A 15,908-nucleotide genomic window follows, 5' to 3' on the forward strand; every position below is an offset into this window, starting at 1 on the left:
CGGGAACTATGCCCGCGAGAGAATGCCCTGGCGCTCGAGCACGCTGCGCAGGATGTCGCGCTGCACGGGCGTCGCCTCGACCAGGGGGAGGCGCAGGCGGTCCGAGGGGATCAGTCCGATCATCTCGAGTGCCGCCTTGATCAGGATGGGGCTGGTGGTGACGAAGAGGCCCTCGTACAGCGCGGCGAGCTCGCCGTCGCGCCGTCGGGCCTCGTCGTGGTCGCCCTTGCGCTCCGCCTCGACGACGGCGGCCATCTGCTCGCCGACGAGGTGCGACGCGACCGAGATCACGCCGGCGCCGCCCAGCCGGGCGACGGCGAGCGTCATGTCGTCGTTGCCGGCGTAGAGGGTGAGGTCCGGGATGCCCGCGACGGCCGCCAGCTCGTCGGGGTCGGGGTTCGCCTGCTTCAGCGACGTGACGTTGTCGATGAAGGCGAGCTCGGCGATCAGGTCGGGCTCCATGTTGATCCCGCTGCGGCCGGGGATGTTGTAGAGCACGACCGGCAGGCCGACCTCGGCGATGGCCGTGACGTGGCCGATGATCCCGGCCCGCGGCGGACGGTTGTAGTACGGGGTCACGACGAGCACCGCGTCGACGCCCGCCTCCGCGGCGAGCCGCGTGAGGTGCACCGAGTGGGCGGTGTCGTTGCTGCCCGTGCCGGCGACGACGCTGGCGCGCCCGCCGACCTCGCGGACCGCGAGGCGGTAGAGCGCGACCTTCTCGTCGTCGGTGAGCGTCGACGCCTCACCGGTCGTCCCCGCCATCACCAGGCCGTCGGAGCCGTGCTCCACGAGGTGGTGGGCGAGGGTGGTGGCGGCCGCCTCGTCGACCCGGAGGTCGGGGTCGAACGGCGTCACCATGGCGGTCAGGATGGTGCCGAGCACGCGCTGAGTATAGACGCGTGCCCGGCGCCCACCCCGTGGGGCTACTGGGTCTGCGCGCAGACCACCGAGATCCGGACGGTCACGTTGTTCGTGACGTTGGACCGGAAGATGGTGAACCAGCTCCGCGGGACGTCGTTCACGTCGGCCCCGACCTGGCCGCCGATGATCGTGCCGTCGGTGCTGTTCACGAGGCTCGCGGTGCCGCCGGTGGCGATCCCGCCGTTCGCGCAGGTGTGGCCGGTGCTGACGTCCTGGGAGGCCGTCGCCGCGACGACCTTGTCCACGACCTCCAGCTCGAACCCGGTGATCGTGCCCCCGCCACCGCCGCCGGTGCCGGCCTTCGCCGCGAGGAGCGACCACACCGGCGCCGTGCCCGGCACGTCACCCGCGGTCGCCGGGCCGGTCGCGACGTACGACGAGCCGTCGCGCTGCACCGCGTCGTCCTTCGCGTAGTTGCCGGCCACCCACGCGCCGCGCCAGGTGAGTCCCCGCGCGCCCTGCGCGCCCTGGGGGCCGGTGTCCCCCGTCGTGCCCTTCGGTCCCTGCGGCCCCTGCGGGCCCGCGGGCCCGGGCGTGCCGGGGGCGCCCGGTGCCCCCGCCGGGCCCTCCGGGCCGACGCCGCCCGCGGCAACGGCTTTCGCGAAGCGCGCCTCCAGGGAGTCCACGCGGCCGTTGAGCGCCTGCAGCTGGATCGACAGGCCCCGGACCTGCACCTGGAGGAGCTTCGCCTGCTTCGGGAGCACCTTCAGCTGCTTCGTCAGCTTCGCCGAGACGGCGCCTGCCTTCGCCGTGCGCTTCGGGACGGTCGCCGTCTCGGAGAAGCCCCACCCGGCCGACACGGCGGTCGGGACGGACGTGAGGGCGACGGCGGCGACGAGGACGGCGAGGACGGAGCGGCGGGGACGTGGGCACATGGCGGGACCTCCGAGCGGACGGCGGGCCACCGCGTCCCGGCGGGTTCGCCGGGGGGAGGCCACGGCGTGGTGCGGGTGAGACGTGGTGCGGGTGCCTCGGGACGTCCCTGTCATCGGCACCCCGCGCCGAAAGCTCCACCCCCTGCGGTGCCGCGCGACCGGAGGTGTCCCTCAGGCCGCGGCGACCGCCGGCACGGGCTCGCGGGCGGCGCCCGCGGTGAGGAGGCCGGGGTCGGCGACCTCCCAGTAGTGGCGGACCGCCCAGGGGCGCACGCGGGGGTGCGCGACGGCCCGCGCCAGAAACGCGAAGGCGGCGTCGGGGCTGCGGTCGAGGACGCTCTGCAGGCGGTCGAGGGCGTCGAACCCCCGGCGCCGCGACAGCACGAACGCCCGGTACCGCGAGAGCGCCTCGCCGAGGGTGAGCTCCCCGGTGCGCACCCGCTCCGCGAGGCGCCCGGCGATCTGCCCGTAGACGAGGGCGGGCCGGATCCCCTCCCCGGAGACCGGCAGGCAGTGGCCGGCGGCGTCGCCGGTGACGAACATGCCGTCGCGGACGGGCTCGCCGAACCGCGACGTGAAGTAGCCGCCGTGCGTCGCGCCCGTCACGTCGCCGAGGCCGCGGCCGTCGAGGAACTCCCCGAGGTCGCGCGACAGCGACGACCGCCCGTCGTACGCGGCGAGGCCGGCGCGGACGTGGTCGCCGGCCGGGAACACCCACGAGAACATCCGCCGGCCGTACGCGGGCCCGACGTAGAAGTGGAGGCCCTCGCCGTGGACGGGGAGGCGCGACTCGACGCCGAAGCTGCGGCGTCCCGCGCGGGCGCGCCGCTGGGCGGGGCCCTTCGGGGCCGACGTCCGCCAGCCGGCGGCCTCGATCACGACGGGCGCGGTGAACTCGCCCGCGGTCGTGCGGACCACCCCGTCGCCCGCCGCGGTGATGCGCGCCCGCAGGAACGTGGCCCCGGACCGCGCGAACATCTCCTCGCAGAGCCCCCGGTAGTCGAAGGTCGCGAAGTCGAAGAGGCGGATCCGCTGCGACCGCCGCCGCGTGTGCAGGACGATGTCGCGGTGCACCTGCTGGACGTGGGCGGTCAGGTCCATCCGCTGGAGGCACGCGAGCGGGACGGCGGAGGCCGACGTCTCGCCGTCGCCGATCTCGAGGCGGTCGATGACGAGGACGCGGCCGCCGATCTGGCCGGCGGCGGCGAGGCCGGCGAACGACCCCCCGCACACGATCGCGTCCCACGGGCCGGCGGGCACGCTCACCGGCGGACCGGGGCGGCGCCGTGCTCGGCGCAGGCCTTCCGCGCCAGGGCGACGGCGAGGATGGCGCGCTTCTTCTCATCGACCCCGAGGCGCTCGGCGCGCAGCATCCGCTCCTCCGCGTCGAGGGCCGCGATGACCTCGGCGCGGGCCTTCTCGACGTCGCGGGCGCCGGTGACGAGGTGGATCGCCGCGGACGCCTGGGCGGCGTAGGCGGTGAGCGCCGCGTCGCGGACCGGCCCCGGGGCCATGTCGGCGACGTCGTACCGGAGGGCCATGAGGTCGCGCTCCCACGCGCCGACCGACACCTTCCGCCGCTCGACCTCGCGCGCCATCCGGGTGGAGAGCATCCCGGCGGCGCCGCCCACCGCCTTCGCCGCCGACTCGAGTTGGGCGACGAGCGCACGCTTGGTCGCCTCGTTGGCGGGGTCGGCGAGCCACGCGCGGCCGCTGCGCAGCAGCGCCTGCGCCACGACGGGGCCCTGCCTCCGGGCGAGCAGGGCCGCCAGGGCGATCAGGCGGGGCCCCATCAGCGGCTCACGTGCGCGGGATCTCCTGGCCGGTCTCCGGGTCGATCCGGATGCCGTCGGTGATGCCCGTCCCGGGGGGCGCCCCCATGGTGAGCCACACCGCCTCGCGGTCCGAGTGGTTCTGGATGCGGCGGGCGACGCCCTTCGCGAAGCGGAGCCACTCCCCGTCCTCGACGGTCACGACCTCACCCTCGACGTAGACCTCCTGGGGACCGCCGGCGAGCAGCTGGTAGATCTCCTCCTGCTCGTGGTGGCGGTGGTACGCCATCTCGTTGCCGGGTTGGTACCGCCACACCCGCAGGGTCAGGCCCTGCGCGCCGAGCGCCCCCGCGAGGTCGCGTGACGCGGCACCGCCGCCGCGGCGCTCCCGCTCCTCGACGTCGCCCTCCGAGACCTTGGTCCAGTCGCCCATCAGCACCCCTCCCTCGATTGGTCCCGATGCTACCGGTCGTCCCCCGCGGGACGCGGCGCCGGCGGCATCCGTCCGGCGAGCAGGCGCGCGAGCTCGGCGAGGTCGGCCTCGCTCAGGATCGCGTCGGTGCGCGGCGAGGAGAGGCGGCGGGCGACCTCGCGGCGCATCGCGTCGATGTGGGCGTGCAGGCGGCGCCGGCGCGCCGACACGCGGCGCTCGTCCTCGGCCAGCAGGTTCAGCTCGTCCTTGAGGACGGCGTCCGGGAGCGCCGCGATCTCCTCGTCGCCGGGCACGGGCGGCTCCGGGGGGTCGTCGACCGCGTCGCCGAGGGCGAGCATCCGCGGCGGGACCCGGCGGTGGCGGGTGTGGCCGCCCGTCCACAGCTCGGCCCAGACGAGGAAGCCGTCGCCGTCGTGCGCGTACCCCCAGCGGTCGGCGAGCTGCTCGACGAGGAAGAGCCCGCGGCCCCCGACCTGGCGGAGGGTCGGCGTGCCCGGGTCGGGGTCGAAGCCGGGTCCCCGGTCGCGGACCTCGATGCGCACCGCCCCCGGCACCGCCGTCACGTCGAGGCCGACGGGTTCGGTGGACCCCGAGTGCCGCATCGCGTTCGTCACGAGCTCGACCGCGATCAGCGCGAGGTCGCCGCGGCCCTCGTCCCCCAGCTCCGGCGCCTCCAGCCCCGCGACCGCCCCGTGCACGCCGGGCAGCGACGCGGGTCGCGCGGGCAGCTCGAGGTGGACGCGCGCGGCCATCGGCTACCCCCCGTCCCCTCCGGCGCCGTCGCCGTCGTCGTCCCCGTCGCCCCCGGGGTCGGCGGGGTCGCCGACCACGACCATCAGCTGCTTGGTGTCGACCTGGGTGCCCGCCCCGACGAGCACCTCGAGGACGACCCCGTCGCGGTCGGCGAAGACGCCCGTCTCCATCTTCATCGCCTCGATCGACAGGAGGCGGTCGCCGCGCTCGACCCGGTCGCCCTCGTGGGCGAGCACCGCGACCACCAGGCCCGGCATCGGCGCGGGGACGTGGGTGGGGTCGCCCTCGTCCGCCATCCGGCGCCCCGGGCCGGTCGGGGCGACGGAGCGGTCGACGACCTTCACCTCCCGCGGCTGGCCGTTGAGCTCGAAGAAGATGGTGCGGCGGCCCTCGTCGTCGGCCTCCCCGATGGTGAGGAACCGGATGACGAGCGTCTTGCCGCGCTCGATGTCGACGAACAGCTCCTCGTCGCGCGTCATCCCGTGGAGGAACACCGGCGTCGGGAGGACGCTGACGTCGCCGTAGGTGCGCTGGTGCTCGGCGAAGTCGGTGAAGACCTTCGGGTACATCAGGTAGCCGGCGAGCTCCTGGTCCGACACGCGCCGGCGGACGGCCTTCTCGACCTCCGCCCGGGCGGCGTCGATGTCGATCGGCTCGAGCACCTGGCCGGGCCGCACCGTCAGCGGCGGCTCCCCCTTCAGCACCTTGCGCTGCAGCGCCTCGGGGAATCCGCCGTGGGGCTGGCCGAGGTCGCCGTGGAAGAACTCGACGACGGAGTCGGGGAACGCGATCTCGTGGTCCGGGTCGAGGACGTCGTCGGGCGTCAGGTCGTTGGTGACCATGTAGACGGCGAGGTCGCCGACCACCTTCGAGGTCGGCGTGACCTTGACGATGTCGCCGAACATGCGGTTCACGGCGGCGTAGGTGCCGGCGACCTCGCGCCACCGCGACTCGATGCCGAGGGCGCGCGCCTGCTGGCGCAGGTTCGTGTACTGGCCGCCGGGCATCTCGTGCTCGTAGACCTCGGCGGCGCCGGCCCGCATCTCGCTCTCGAAGCCGGCGTAGGCGTCGCGCACGGCCTCCCAGTAGGCGGCGGCCCGGGCGAGCGGCTCGCGCTCGAACCCGGTGTCGCGGGGACCGCCCCGGAGCGCCTCCACGATCGAGCCGAGGTTCGGCTGCGAGGTGAGGCCGCTCATGGGGTCCATCGCGACGTCGGCGGCGTCGACGCCGGCGTCGGCGGCGGCGAGGACCGACGCGGCGGAGATGCCGCTGGTGTCGTGCGTGTGGAAGTGGATGGGGATGCCGATCTCCGCCTTCAGGGCGGTGACCAGCATGCGGGCGGCCTCGGGCTTGCAGAGGCCCGCCATGTCCTTGATGCCGAGGATGTGGGCGCCGGCGTCCTCGAGCTGCCGCGCCATGCCCGTGTAGTAGGCGAGGTCGTACTTCGTGCGCGTCGGGTCGGTGAGGTCGCCGGTGTAGCAGATGCTCGCCTCGAGCAGCTTCCCGCTCTCGAGGACCGCGTCCATCGCGACGTGCATGTTCTCGACCCAGTTGAGGCTGTCGAACACGCGGAACAGGTCGACCCCGCCCTCGGCGGCCTGCTGCACGAAGAACCGGACGACGTTGTCGGGGTAGTTGGTGTAGCCGACGGCGTTCGACGACCGCAGGAGCATCTGGATGAGGATGTTCGGCACCGCGGCGCGGAGCCGTGCGAGGCGGTCCCAGGGGTCCTCGCGGAGGAACCGCATGGCGACGTCGAACGTCGCGCCACCCCACGCCTCCAGCGACAGCAGCCCGGAGAGGTGCCGGGCGTAGTAGGGCGCCGGGCCGACGAGGTCGTGGGTGCGGAACCGCGTCGCGAGGAGGGACTGGTGGGCGTCGCGGAACGTCGTGTCGGTGAGGAGCAGGCGGCGTTCGTCGCGCATCCACCGCGAGAACCCCTCGGGCCCGAGCTCCTCGAGGATGTCGCGGGTGCCGCGGGGCTCCTCGGGGCGGGGCGGGACGTCGGGGATGCGCGGCACCCGGAGGTGCTCCGGCCGGGCGCGCCCCGCGACCTCGGGGTTGCCGTTGACGAGGACCTCCGCGATGAACTGCAGCAGCCGGGTCGCGCGGTCGCGGCGGGGCCGGAACCGGAACAGCTCCGGTGTCTCGTCGATGAAGCGGGTGGTGTAGTCGCCGGCCCGGAACCGCGGGTGGGAGATGAGGGCCTCGAGGAACGGCAGGTTGGTGCGGACGCCGCGGATCCGGAACTCCCGCAGCGCCCGGTCCATCCGCAGCACCGACTCCTCGTGGGTCGGCGCCCACGCCGTCACCTTCTCGAGGAGCGAGTCGTAGAACGGCGTGATGACCGCGGACGAGTAGGCGGTGCCGCCGTCGAGGCGGATGCCGAAGCCCGTCGCCTCGCGGTAGGCGCTGATGCGGCCGTAGTCGGGGATGAAGTGGTTCTCGGGGTCCTCGGTGGTGATGCGGCACTGCATCGCGCTGCCGTTGACCCGGATCCCGTCCTGCGGCGGCACCCCGCAGTCGTCCTCGCCGATGGTGGCGCCCTGCGCGAGGCGGATCTGCGCCTTCACGATGTCGATCCCCGTGACGACCTCGGTGACGGTGTGCTCGACCTGGACGCGGGGGTTGACCTCGATGAAGAAGAACTCGCCGCGTTCGGCGTCGACGAGGAACTCGACGGTGCCGGCGCAGACGTACCGCGCCTCGGTCATGAGGCGGACCGCGGCGTCGCAGATCTCCCGGCGCAGGCGGGGGTCGAGGCGCGGCGACGGCGCGATCTCGACGACCTTCTGGTGGCGGCGCTGCACGGTGCAGTCGCGTTCGTGGAGGTGGACGACGTTGCCGTGCTCGTCGGCGAGGATCTGCACCTCGATGTGCCAGGCGCGCTCGACGAGGCGCTCGAGGAACACCTCGCCGTTGCCGAACGCGGCGCGGGCCTCGCGCCGGCCGGTCGCGACGGCCTCCTCGAGCTCCGCGGGGTCGTGGACCATGCGCATTCCGCGCCCGCCGCCGCCCCAGCTCGCCTTCACCATGAGGGGGAAGCCGACCTCGTCGGCCTGGCGGCGCCACTCGGCGGGCTCGTCCGGCAACGCCCCCGTCGCCGGCATGACGGGCACGCCGGCGCGTTCGGCGAGGGCGCGGGCCTCGACCTTGTTGCCGAGGCGGTCCATCACCATCCGCGGCGGGCCGACCCAGGTGATCCCCTCGCGGACGCACGCCTCGGCGAGCTCGGGGTTCTCGGCGAGGAAGCCGTAGCCGGGGTGGATGGCGTCGGCGCCGCAGTCGCGGGCGACGCGCATGATCTCCTCGATGCCGAGGTAGGCCCGCACCGGCTCCGCCCCGCGGCCCACCTGGTACGCCTCGTCGGCCTTGAACCGGTGGAGCGCGAACCGGTCCTCGAGGGAGTAGATCGCGACGGTGCGCAGCCCGAGCTCGGTGGCGGCGCGGAAGACGCGGATCGCGATCTCACTGCGGTTCGCGACGAGGAGCTTGCGGATCCGGCGGGGGGCCGCCGCGGTGGTCATGGCGTCCCGAAGAGGACGGGCTCGAGCCCCAGGGTCAGGCCGGGCCGTGTCCGGACGGCGCGCACCGCCATCACGACACCGGGCATGAAGCTCTCCCGCGAGAGCGAGTCGTGGCGGATCGTCAGGGTCTCGTCGTGGCCGCCGAGGATGACCTCCTGGTGGGCGACGAGGCCGGGGAGGCGGACGGAGTGGACGACGGGGTCGCCCTCCATCAGCCCGGCGGTGCGGAGGGCGGTGCCGGAGGGGGCGTCGAGCTTGCGGTCGTGGTGCAGCTCGATGATCTCCGCCTTCGGCATGTGCCGTGACGCCTCCGCGGCGAAGCGCATCATGAGGACGGCGCCGACGGCGAAGTTCGGGGCGATGAGCGCGTTCGCGGTCCCCCCCTCGGCGAGGGCCCGGATCTCGGCGACCTGGTCGTCGGTGAGGCCGGTGGTGCCGACGACGACGTGGACGCCGGCGCGGAGCGCGGTGGTGACGTTCGCGAAGACGGTGTCGGGGATGGTGAAGTCGACCATCACCTCGGGCGTGCCGGACGCGAGCGCGGCGGTGAGGTTCTCGTAGCTGTCGGGCTGCCCGCCGAGGGTGGGGTCGACGGACATCGCCACGCGCATGTCGTCCTCGCGCGTGACGGCGCCGACCACGGCCTGGCCCATGCGGCCACCGGCTCCCGAGACGCAGACGTCGATCACCCGGCGAGCCTACAGTGGGCGCCGGAGTCGTATCGTTCGCGGGGTGCGTCTGATCCTCGTGCGGCACGGACAGTCCGAGTGGAACGCCCTCGGGCGGCTCCAGGGGGTGTCCGATCCCCCCCTCAGCGACGCCGGCCGGGCGGAGGCGGTGGCCCTCGGGCCGTTCGTCGCCGCGCTCGCCCCGGAGGTCGCGGTGTCGTCGGATCTGCGGCGCGCCGTCGTGACCCGGGAGCTGCTCGGCCTGCCCGCGACCGTCGCCGTGGCGGAGGACGACCCGCGGTGGCGCGAGTCGGACCTCGGGGAGTGGACGGGGCGCCTGCCCGGTGACCTGTCCCCCGCCGAGCACGCCGACTTCCTGCGCTGGCGCGTCGGGCGCCACACCCCGCCGGGGGGCGAGAGCTGGGCGCGGACCCGGGCCCGCGTGGCGGAGGCGGCGCGGGACCTGGAGGCGACCGGCGCCCGCCGCGCCGTGGTCGTGACCCACGGGGGGCCGGTCCGCGCCCTCTGCCACGAACTCGCCGGACTCGACCCGGAGGCGATGGTCCCCGTCGCCAACGCCACCGTCACCATCATCGAGACCCTCCCCTCCCCCCACCTCGTCGCCTTCGGCATGAGCCCCGACCCCCGGAGCGGGGACCGCCACCTGGGGTGAGCCCGGCGGGCTCCGGGTGGGGCTCGTGTCGGTGATGGCCGAATGGACCTCGGGGCTCCGGCCAAGTGGCCGGAGGGGTCGCGGCCAATTGGACCCACCGGTCACGGCCACGTGGCCGGACGGGTCGTGGCCAAGTGGCCGGACGGGTCGTGGCCAAATGAACCCCGGTCACGGCCACGTAGCCGCCGGCGTCGCGGCTACGTGGCCGCCTGATGCGACGCTTCGGGCACCAGGAACTACCTCAGGCGAATGGACTCCGGGCCCACGGCCACGTGGCCGCCCGGTGACATGGCCGAGTGGCCGGTGGCCGAGCACCTGTCCTGTCCGGCGGAGGCGGCTCCGCTCGGACGCCCCCGCTCCGCTCAGTAGATCAGAACTCGTCCTCGGGGTTCCGTTCGAGGAGCTCGATGCGGTAGCCGTCGGGGTCGCGGAGGAAGCAGATCCGGGGGCCGCCGGGGTACGCCGCGTAGGGCTCCTTCTCCGGCGCGATCCCCGCCTCCGCGAAGCGGGCGAGCTCGGCGTCCATGTCGTCGCTCACCGTCAGGGCGATGTGGCCGTACCCCTCCCCCAGCTCGTACGGCTCCGTGCGGCCGTCGTTGAGGGTCAGCTCCAGCCGCGCGCCGTCGCCCGGGAGGGCGAGGAAGATCACCGTCGCCGTGTCCCCACCGACCCGGCGCCGCCCCCGCTCCTCGAAGCCGATCGCCCCGTAGAACGCCAGGGAACGATCCTCGTCGAGCACGCGGATCATCGTGTGGATCAGTTCGACGGGCATCGGTGCCTCCGGCTCCGGGGACGGTTCCGCGCCCGATGCTACCCGCCCCCACGTCCCCGAGACCGACGGTCCACCCGGCCGGCGCGGGCGACCCGGCCGGCGGGACGACGCCCCCTGCTACGCCGCGATCCCCAGCTCCATCTGCGCGGCGCCCTCGGCCGCCCGGTAGGCGTGGGCGGTGTTGCCCCACCCCCGCAGCCCCCAGACGTCCACGCGCTCGACCCGCCCCTCGTCGCCGAGGAGCCGCAGGGCCTCGCGCACCGACGACAACGCCGGCCCCCCGGCGGGGCGGCCGAACGCCAGGCGGTCCCGCACGTCCTCCGCGCTCCACACGTGGTCACCCCGCGACCGCAGGACGGCCTCCACGACGTCCGCCAGATCCGCCGCCGTCCAGCGCCCGTGCGCCCGTCCCCGCCGCAGCCTCCCACCCATCCCGATCACGTCCGCCTCCTCCGCATCACGACCTCCCACATCGTAGCGCGTTCGTCGAACGTGTGTTCGATACCGGACGCGCCGACGTCGGATCGGAGGGTGCGCGATCGCCGGGATCGGGAAGACTGTCCCGACGCCCCCACCGGAGGATCCCGATGCCCGCCCCCGCACTGACCAGCCGCGCCGTCCGCTTCGAGGAGTTCGGGGAGCCCGCCGACGTCCTGAGCGTCTCCCGCATCCCGATGCCGGCGCCCGGTCCCGGTGAGGTGACGATCCGGCTGACGTCGCGCCCCATCAACCCGTCCGACCTCTCCGTCGTCCGCGGACGGTACGGCGACCTGCCGCCGCTGCCCGCCACCCCCGGGCTGGAGGGCGTCGGCGAGGTCGAGGCCCTCGGCGAGGGCGTCGGCAACGTCACCATCGGCGACCGCGTCGTCTCCCTCGGCATCACCCCGGGGACGTGGGCGGAGCGGATGACCGCGCCCGCCGCGACGCTCGTCCCCATCCCCGACGGCGTCTCCGACGACGCCGCCGCCCAGCTCGTCGTCAACCCCCTCACCGCCTGGGTGCTCGTCGTCGAGGAGCTCGACGTGCAGCCCGGCGAGTGGCTGCTCCAGAGCGCCGCGGGATCGACGCTCGGGCGCGTGGTGCTGCAGCTCGCGAAGGCGCGTGGCTTCCGCACCATCAACATCGTCCGCCGCCCCGAGGGCGCACAGGAGCTCCTCGACCTCGGCGCCGACGAGGTGATCGTCGGCGGTGACGACCTCCCCGCCCGCGTCGGGGAGATCACCGGCGGCGTCGGCGTCGCGAAGGCGATCGACGCCGTCGGCGGCCCGCTCGCCGCCGCCATGGCCGCGTCGCTCGCGGTGCGGGGCACCCTCGTCACCTACGGGCGCCTCTCCCAGGAGCCCGCCCCGTTCGACACCGGCCAGCAGATCTTCCGCGGCTCGACCGTCCGGGGGTTCTGGCTCGCGCACTGGTTCCGCGAATCCACCCCCGCCCACGTGCAGGAGACGATCGCGACGATGCTCGGGATGATGGCCGAGGGCGTCGTCGACCCCCCGGTCGAGGCGCGGTACGACCTCGCCGACATCCGCGCCGCCGTCGCCCACGCCGAACGGCCCGGCCGCGCGGGCAAGGTGCTGCTCGTCGGCTGACGCCGGCCCGCGGGCCGGGCCCCGCCGTCCCGATCAGGCGGCGGCGAGCTCCGGGCTGAGCCTGCGGACGGCGTCGCGGATCAGTTCGCCCGTCGGGCCGATCGCGGCGACGGACATCGCCTCCGGGGCCCAGTGCTCGTGCGCGAGCGCCTGCACGTCATCGACCGTCACGGCCTCGACGCGCTCCACGATCTCGTCGACCGTCAGCATCTCCGTGCCCGTCAGGACGGACCGGCCGATGCGGTTCATGCGGGTGCCGGAGCTCTCCATCCCGAGCACCAAGCGGCCCTTCAGGTGGTCCTTCGCCCGGCGGAGCTCCTCGGCGGGCAGCGGTTCCGAGCCGATGCGCCGCAGCTCCGTCGCGATGATGTCGCAGCACACGCCGAGGTTGTCCTCGCGCGTGCCGAGGTAGACGCCGACCTGGCCGGCGTCGGCGTAGCCGACGACGTAGGAGCCGACCGAGTACGCCAGGCCGCGCTTCTCACGGACCTCCTGGAACAGGCGGCTGCTCATCGACCCGCCGAGCACCGTGTCGAGCACCGACTGGGCGTGACGGCGCGGGTCGTTGCGCGACAGGCCCGGGCCACCGAGGCACAGGTGGTACTGCTCCGTCGCCTTCTCCTTCACCACGAGGGTCGGGGCGCCGGCGCTGGCGGCCTCGAAGACACCCTCCGACGCCACCGACGGCAGGTCGCCGAGGAGGCGCTCCGAGAGCTCCATCACCCGCTCGTGGGTGATGTTGCCCGCCGCCGCGACGACCATGTTCGGCGCCGTGTAGTGACCGGCGTGGTAGGCCCGCACCCCCGACTCGGGGACGCTGCCGATGACCTCGCGCGTGCCGATGACGGGACGGCCGAGGGCCTGGTCCGGGAAGACCGCGCGACTCGCGAGGTCGTGGATCTGGTCCTGGGGGTCGTCCTCGTACATGGCGATCTCCTCGAGGACGACCTCGCGCTCCTGGTCGAGGTCGAGGAACGACGGCCGCTGCGCCATGTCCGTCAGCAGCGGCATCGCCTGGTCGAGGAGCTCGTCGAGCACCCGGCAGTAGAGGACCGTGTAGTCCTTGCCGGTCGCCGCGTTCACCTCGCCGCCGAGGCCGTCGAAGGCCTGGGCGATCTGCTCCGGCGAGTGCGTCGGCGTGCCCTTGAACAGCATGTGCTCGAGGAAGTGGGAGATCCCCGCCTCCTCGTCGCGCTCGAACCGCGAGCCGACCCCGATCCAGATCCCCAGGGCGACCGAGCGGACCCCCGGGATGGCCTCCGTGACGACACGGAGACCACCCGGGGTGACGCCGATCACCGGCGGGGGCGTGGCCGAGGCCGGCGCGCTCATCCGACTACTCCGCGGCGGTCAGTCGCCGGCGGCGGCGGCGCGGGCGCTCGCCGTCGTCGTCGCCGGACTCGCCGGCCGACCCGTTCTCGCCCCCGCCCCCGTCGACGTCCTCCATGCCGACGATGCGCAGGCCGATGCGGCCGCGTGCCTTGTCCACCTCGACGACCGTCACGTCGACCACGTCGCCGCGGTTGACGACGTCCTCGACCTTGTCGACCCGGCCGCGGCCGAGGTTCGAGATGTGCAGCAGGCCGTCGACGCCCTTCGTCAGCTCGACGAACGCGCCGAACGTGGTCGTCTTCACGACCTTGGCGCCCAGGTAGGTGTCGCCCACCTCGACGTCCTTGGTCATCGCGCGGATCGCCTCGACGGCCGCGTCGGCCTTCTCGCCGTTGACGCCGTACACCTTGACGGTGCCGTCGTCCTCGATCGAGATCTCGACCTCGTAGTCGGCCTCGAGGCCGCGGATCGTCTCGCCGCCCTTGCCGATGACGGTGCCGATGCGCTCCGGGTCGATCTTGATCGCCGTGATGCGCGGGGCCCACGCCGACAGCTCCGTCCGGGGCTCCGGCAGGGTCTCCGCCATGATCCCGAGGATGTGCTCGCGGCCGGCCTTCGCCTGCGCGAGGGCCTCCCGGAGGATCTCGAAGGTCACGCCGGTGATCTTGATGTCCATCTGCAGGGCGTTGATGCCCTCGGACGTGCCCGCGACCTTGAAGTCCATGTCGCCGAGGTGGTCCTCGTCGCCCTGGATGTCGCTGAGGATGATGTGGTCGTCACCCTCCTTGATGAGGCCCATCGCGATGCCCGCGACGGGGCGCGTGATCGCGACGCCGGCGTCGAGCAGTGCGAGGGTCGAGCCGCAGACCGACGCCATCGACGACGAGCCGTTGCTCTCCAGCGTCTCGGAGACGAGCCGCAGCGTGTACGGGAACTCGACGTCGTCCGGGATCATCGGCAGGAGGGCCCGCTCGGCGAGCGCGCCGTGGCCGATGTCGCGGCGCTTCGGGCCGCGCATGAAGCCGGTCTCGCCCACGGAGAACGGCGGGAAGTTGTAGTGGTGGATGTAGCGCTTCGTGGTCTCGATGCCGAGGCCGTCGATGCGCTGCGCCTCCTTCGTGGTGCCGAGCGCGAGGCTCGTCAGCACCTGGGTCTCACCGCGCGTGAACAGGCCGGAGCCGTGGACGCGCGGCAGGATGCCGGCCTCGCACGTGATCGGCCGGATCTCGTCGGCCTTGCGCCCGTCGGGGCGGTGCTTGTCGACCGCGATCCGCTTGCGGATCAGGCTCTTCTGCAGCGCGTCGAACGCGCGGCTGAAGGCGGCGACGTCCTCCGGGTCGGCGTCGGCGCCGACGACGGCCTCGCGGGCCGCCTCGCGCACGGCGGCGACCTTGTCGCGGCGCAGCAGCTTCGCCTGCTCGGAGGTGGCCTCGGCGAGGTCCTTGCCGGCGGCCTTCTCGATGGCGGCGGAGACCTTCTCGTCGACCGAGACCGGCGCGATGTCCCACTTCTCCTTGCCGGCCTTCTCGACCAGCTCCAGCTGGACGGCGCAGAGGTTCCGGATCTCCTCGTGGGCGATCTGGAGGGCCTCGAGCATCGTCTCCTCGTCGACCTCGCGGGCGCCGGCCTCGACCATCGAGATGGCCTCGGCGGTGCCGGCGACGACGAGGTCGAGCTCCGACTCCTCGGTCTCCTGCAGCGTCGGGTTGATGATGAACTCGTCGCCGATCAGGCCGATGCGGACGGCGCCGACCGGGCCCTGGAAGGGCAGCTCGGAGATCATCAGCGCGGCCGAGGCGCCGTTCAGCGCCAGGATGTCGAACGCGTTGACCTGGTCCACGGACAGCACGGTCGCGACGACCTGCGTCTCGTTGCGGTAGCCCTTCGGCCAGAGCGGCCGGATCGGCCGGTCGGTCATGCGCGCCGTGAGGGTGGCGCGGTCGCTCGGACGCGACTCGCGCTTGATGAAGCCGCCGGGGATCTTGCCCGCGGCGTACATCCGCTCCTCGACATCGACGGTGAGGGGGAAGAAGTCCGCCCCCGGGCGGGGCGTCTGCGCGCCCACCGCCGTCACCAGCACCACCGTGTCACCCGAGCGGACGAGCACCGCCCCGTTGGCCTGCTTGGCCAGCTTCCCCGTCTCGAACGAGATCGGAGCATCACCGATCTTCGCGGTAACGACCTCTACACCCATGTCACACCCTTTGTCTGCCCCGCCGACCTGTTCGGCCGGGGCGCCTCAGCCCGGCGCCCTGTGCGCCGGTCCGTCCGTTCGTCGGCCGCGCCTACCTGCGCAGGCCGAGCTTCTTCGTCAGCTCGCGGTAGCCGTCCAGATCGGTCTTCTGAAGGTAGTTCAGGAGGCGCCGGCGGCGCCCGACCATCTGCAGGAGGCCACGTCGCGAGTGGTGGTCCTTCTTGTGGAGCTTGAGGTGCTCGGTGAGGCCGTTGATCCTCTCGGTGAGGATGGCCACCTGCACCTGCGGCGAGCCCGTGTCGGTCTCGTGGCGGCGGTGCCCACCGATGACCTCGGCCTTCGCGTCCTTGTCGAGCATGCGGTTCTCCTGTCTCAGCCGCGGCGCAGCCTGAGCCA

Annotated in this window: 15 protein-coding genes; 2 read left to right on the forward strand and 13 right to left on the reverse strand. The window is 73.7% G+C overall.

The genetic code is table 11. The features are described 5' to 3' along the window. Nucleotides 1-6: 6 nt before the first annotated feature. From dapA to dapB, 8 genes are all read right to left on the reverse strand, one after another. Nucleotides 7-885 (reverse strand): 4-hydroxy-tetrahydrodipicolinate synthase, encoded by an 879-nt coding sequence (gene dapA / locus IU369_RS10180; RefSeq protein ID WP_217920869.1) that lies wholly within the window; start codon nt 883-885, stop codon nt 7-9. A 41-nt stretch (nt 886-926) separates the two neighbouring features. Further along, nucleotides 927-1,799: a hypothetical protein gene (locus IU369_RS10185; protein ID WP_217924397.1), complete on the reverse strand. Its 873-nt coding sequence runs from the start codon at nt 1,797-1,799 to the stop codon at nt 927-929. Between the two features lie 171 nt (nt 1,800-1,970). Next, on the reverse strand, nt 1,971-3,065 hold the full coding sequence (locus tag IU369_RS10190; RefSeq protein ID WP_217920870.1) for a geranylgeranyl reductase family protein: 1,095 nt from the start codon (nt 3,063-3,065) through the stop codon (nt 1,971-1,973). Then, a complete protein-coding gene (locus tag IU369_RS10195; RefSeq protein WP_217920871.1) occupies nt 3,062-3,592 on the reverse strand; it encodes a hypothetical protein in 531 nt (176 codons plus the stop codon). Before IU369_RS10195 ends, IU369_RS10190 begins: the two co-directional genes overlap by 4 nt. Nucleotides 3,593-3,599: 7 nt before the next feature. After that, complete coding sequence (locus tag IU369_RS10200; protein ID WP_217920872.1) at nt 3,600-4,004, reverse strand: cupin domain-containing protein; 405 nt, start codon at nt 4,002-4,004, stop codon at nt 3,600-3,602. A gap of 29 nt (nt 4,005-4,033) precedes the next feature. Continuing rightward, nucleotides 4,034-4,756 (reverse strand): ATP-binding protein, encoded by a 723-nt coding sequence (locus tag IU369_RS10205; protein WP_217920873.1) that lies wholly within the window; start codon nt 4,754-4,756, stop codon nt 4,034-4,036. A gap of 3 nt (nt 4,757-4,759) precedes the next feature. Next, nucleotides 4,760-8,284 carry a pyruvate carboxylase gene (locus IU369_RS10210; RefSeq protein WP_217920874.1) on the reverse strand — a complete coding sequence of 1,175 codons (3,525 nt, stop codon included), beginning with the start codon at nt 8,282-8,284 and terminating at the stop codon, nt 4,760-4,762. Next, the gene (gene dapB, locus IU369_RS10215; RefSeq protein ID WP_217920875.1) at nt 8,281-8,973 is read right to left on the reverse strand and encodes a 4-hydroxy-tetrahydrodipicolinate reductase; all 693 of its coding nucleotides are present in this window, start codon (nt 8,971-8,973) and stop codon (nt 8,281-8,283) included. The genes IU369_RS10210 and dapB overlap by 4 nt, the downstream gene beginning before the upstream one ends. 43 nt (nt 8,974-9,016) lie before the next feature. Here dapB and IU369_RS10220 point away from each other — a divergent pair, with 43 nt between their 5' ends. Then, nucleotides 9,017-9,625 (forward strand): histidine phosphatase family protein, encoded by a 609-nt coding sequence (locus tag IU369_RS10220; RefSeq protein WP_217920876.1) that lies wholly within the window; start codon nt 9,017-9,019, stop codon nt 9,623-9,625. Between the two features lie 370 nt (nt 9,626-9,995). Here the strand turns inward: IU369_RS10220 and IU369_RS10225 are convergent, their stop codons facing one another. Together IU369_RS10225 and IU369_RS10230 are read right to left on the reverse strand one after the other, a co-directional pair. Beyond that, entirely contained in the window at nt 9,996-10,397 is a 402-nt protein-coding gene (locus IU369_RS10225; protein WP_217920877.1) for a VOC family protein, read from the reverse strand. Between the two features lie 117 nt (nt 10,398-10,514). Further along, the gene (locus IU369_RS10230; protein ID WP_217920878.1) at nt 10,515-10,838 is read right to left on the reverse strand and encodes a hypothetical protein; all 324 of its coding nucleotides are present in this window, start codon (nt 10,836-10,838) and stop codon (nt 10,515-10,517) included. A 146-nt stretch (nt 10,839-10,984) separates the two neighbouring features. On the opposite strand from IU369_RS10230, the gene IU369_RS10235 reads away from it, so the two are divergent. After that, nucleotides 10,985-11,986: a zinc-dependent alcohol dehydrogenase family protein gene (locus IU369_RS10235; RefSeq protein ID WP_217920879.1), complete on the forward strand. Its 1,002-nt coding sequence runs from the start codon at nt 10,985-10,987 to the stop codon at nt 11,984-11,986. 33 nt (nt 11,987-12,019) lie between these two features. Here IU369_RS10235 and IU369_RS10240 read toward each other — a convergent pair whose 3' ends face one another. The 3 genes from IU369_RS10240 to rpsO all read right to left on the reverse strand — a co-directional run bounded on the left by IU369_RS10240 (nt 12,020) and on the right by rpsO (nt 15,870). Further along, complete coding sequence (locus IU369_RS10240) at nt 12,020-13,318, reverse strand: M16 family metallopeptidase (protein ID WP_217920880.1); 1,299 nt, start codon at nt 13,316-13,318, stop codon at nt 12,020-12,022. A 4-nt stretch (nt 13,319-13,322) separates the two neighbouring features. After that, nucleotides 13,323-15,512 (reverse strand): polyribonucleotide nucleotidyltransferase, encoded by a 2,190-nt coding sequence (locus IU369_RS10245; protein WP_217920881.1) that lies wholly within the window; start codon nt 15,510-15,512, stop codon nt 13,323-13,325. Between the two features lie 91 nt (nt 15,513-15,603). Then, a complete protein-coding gene (rpsO, locus tag IU369_RS10250) occupies nt 15,604-15,870 on the reverse strand; it encodes a 30S ribosomal protein S15 (RefSeq protein ID WP_217920882.1) in 267 nt (88 codons plus the stop codon). Nucleotides 15,871-15,908: the final 38 nt, after the last annotated feature.

Source organism: Miltoncostaea oceani, assembly GCF_018141545.1.
Taxonomy (GTDB): Bacteria; Actinomycetota; Thermoleophilia; order Miltoncostaeales; family Miltoncostaeaceae; genus Miltoncostaea; species Miltoncostaea oceani.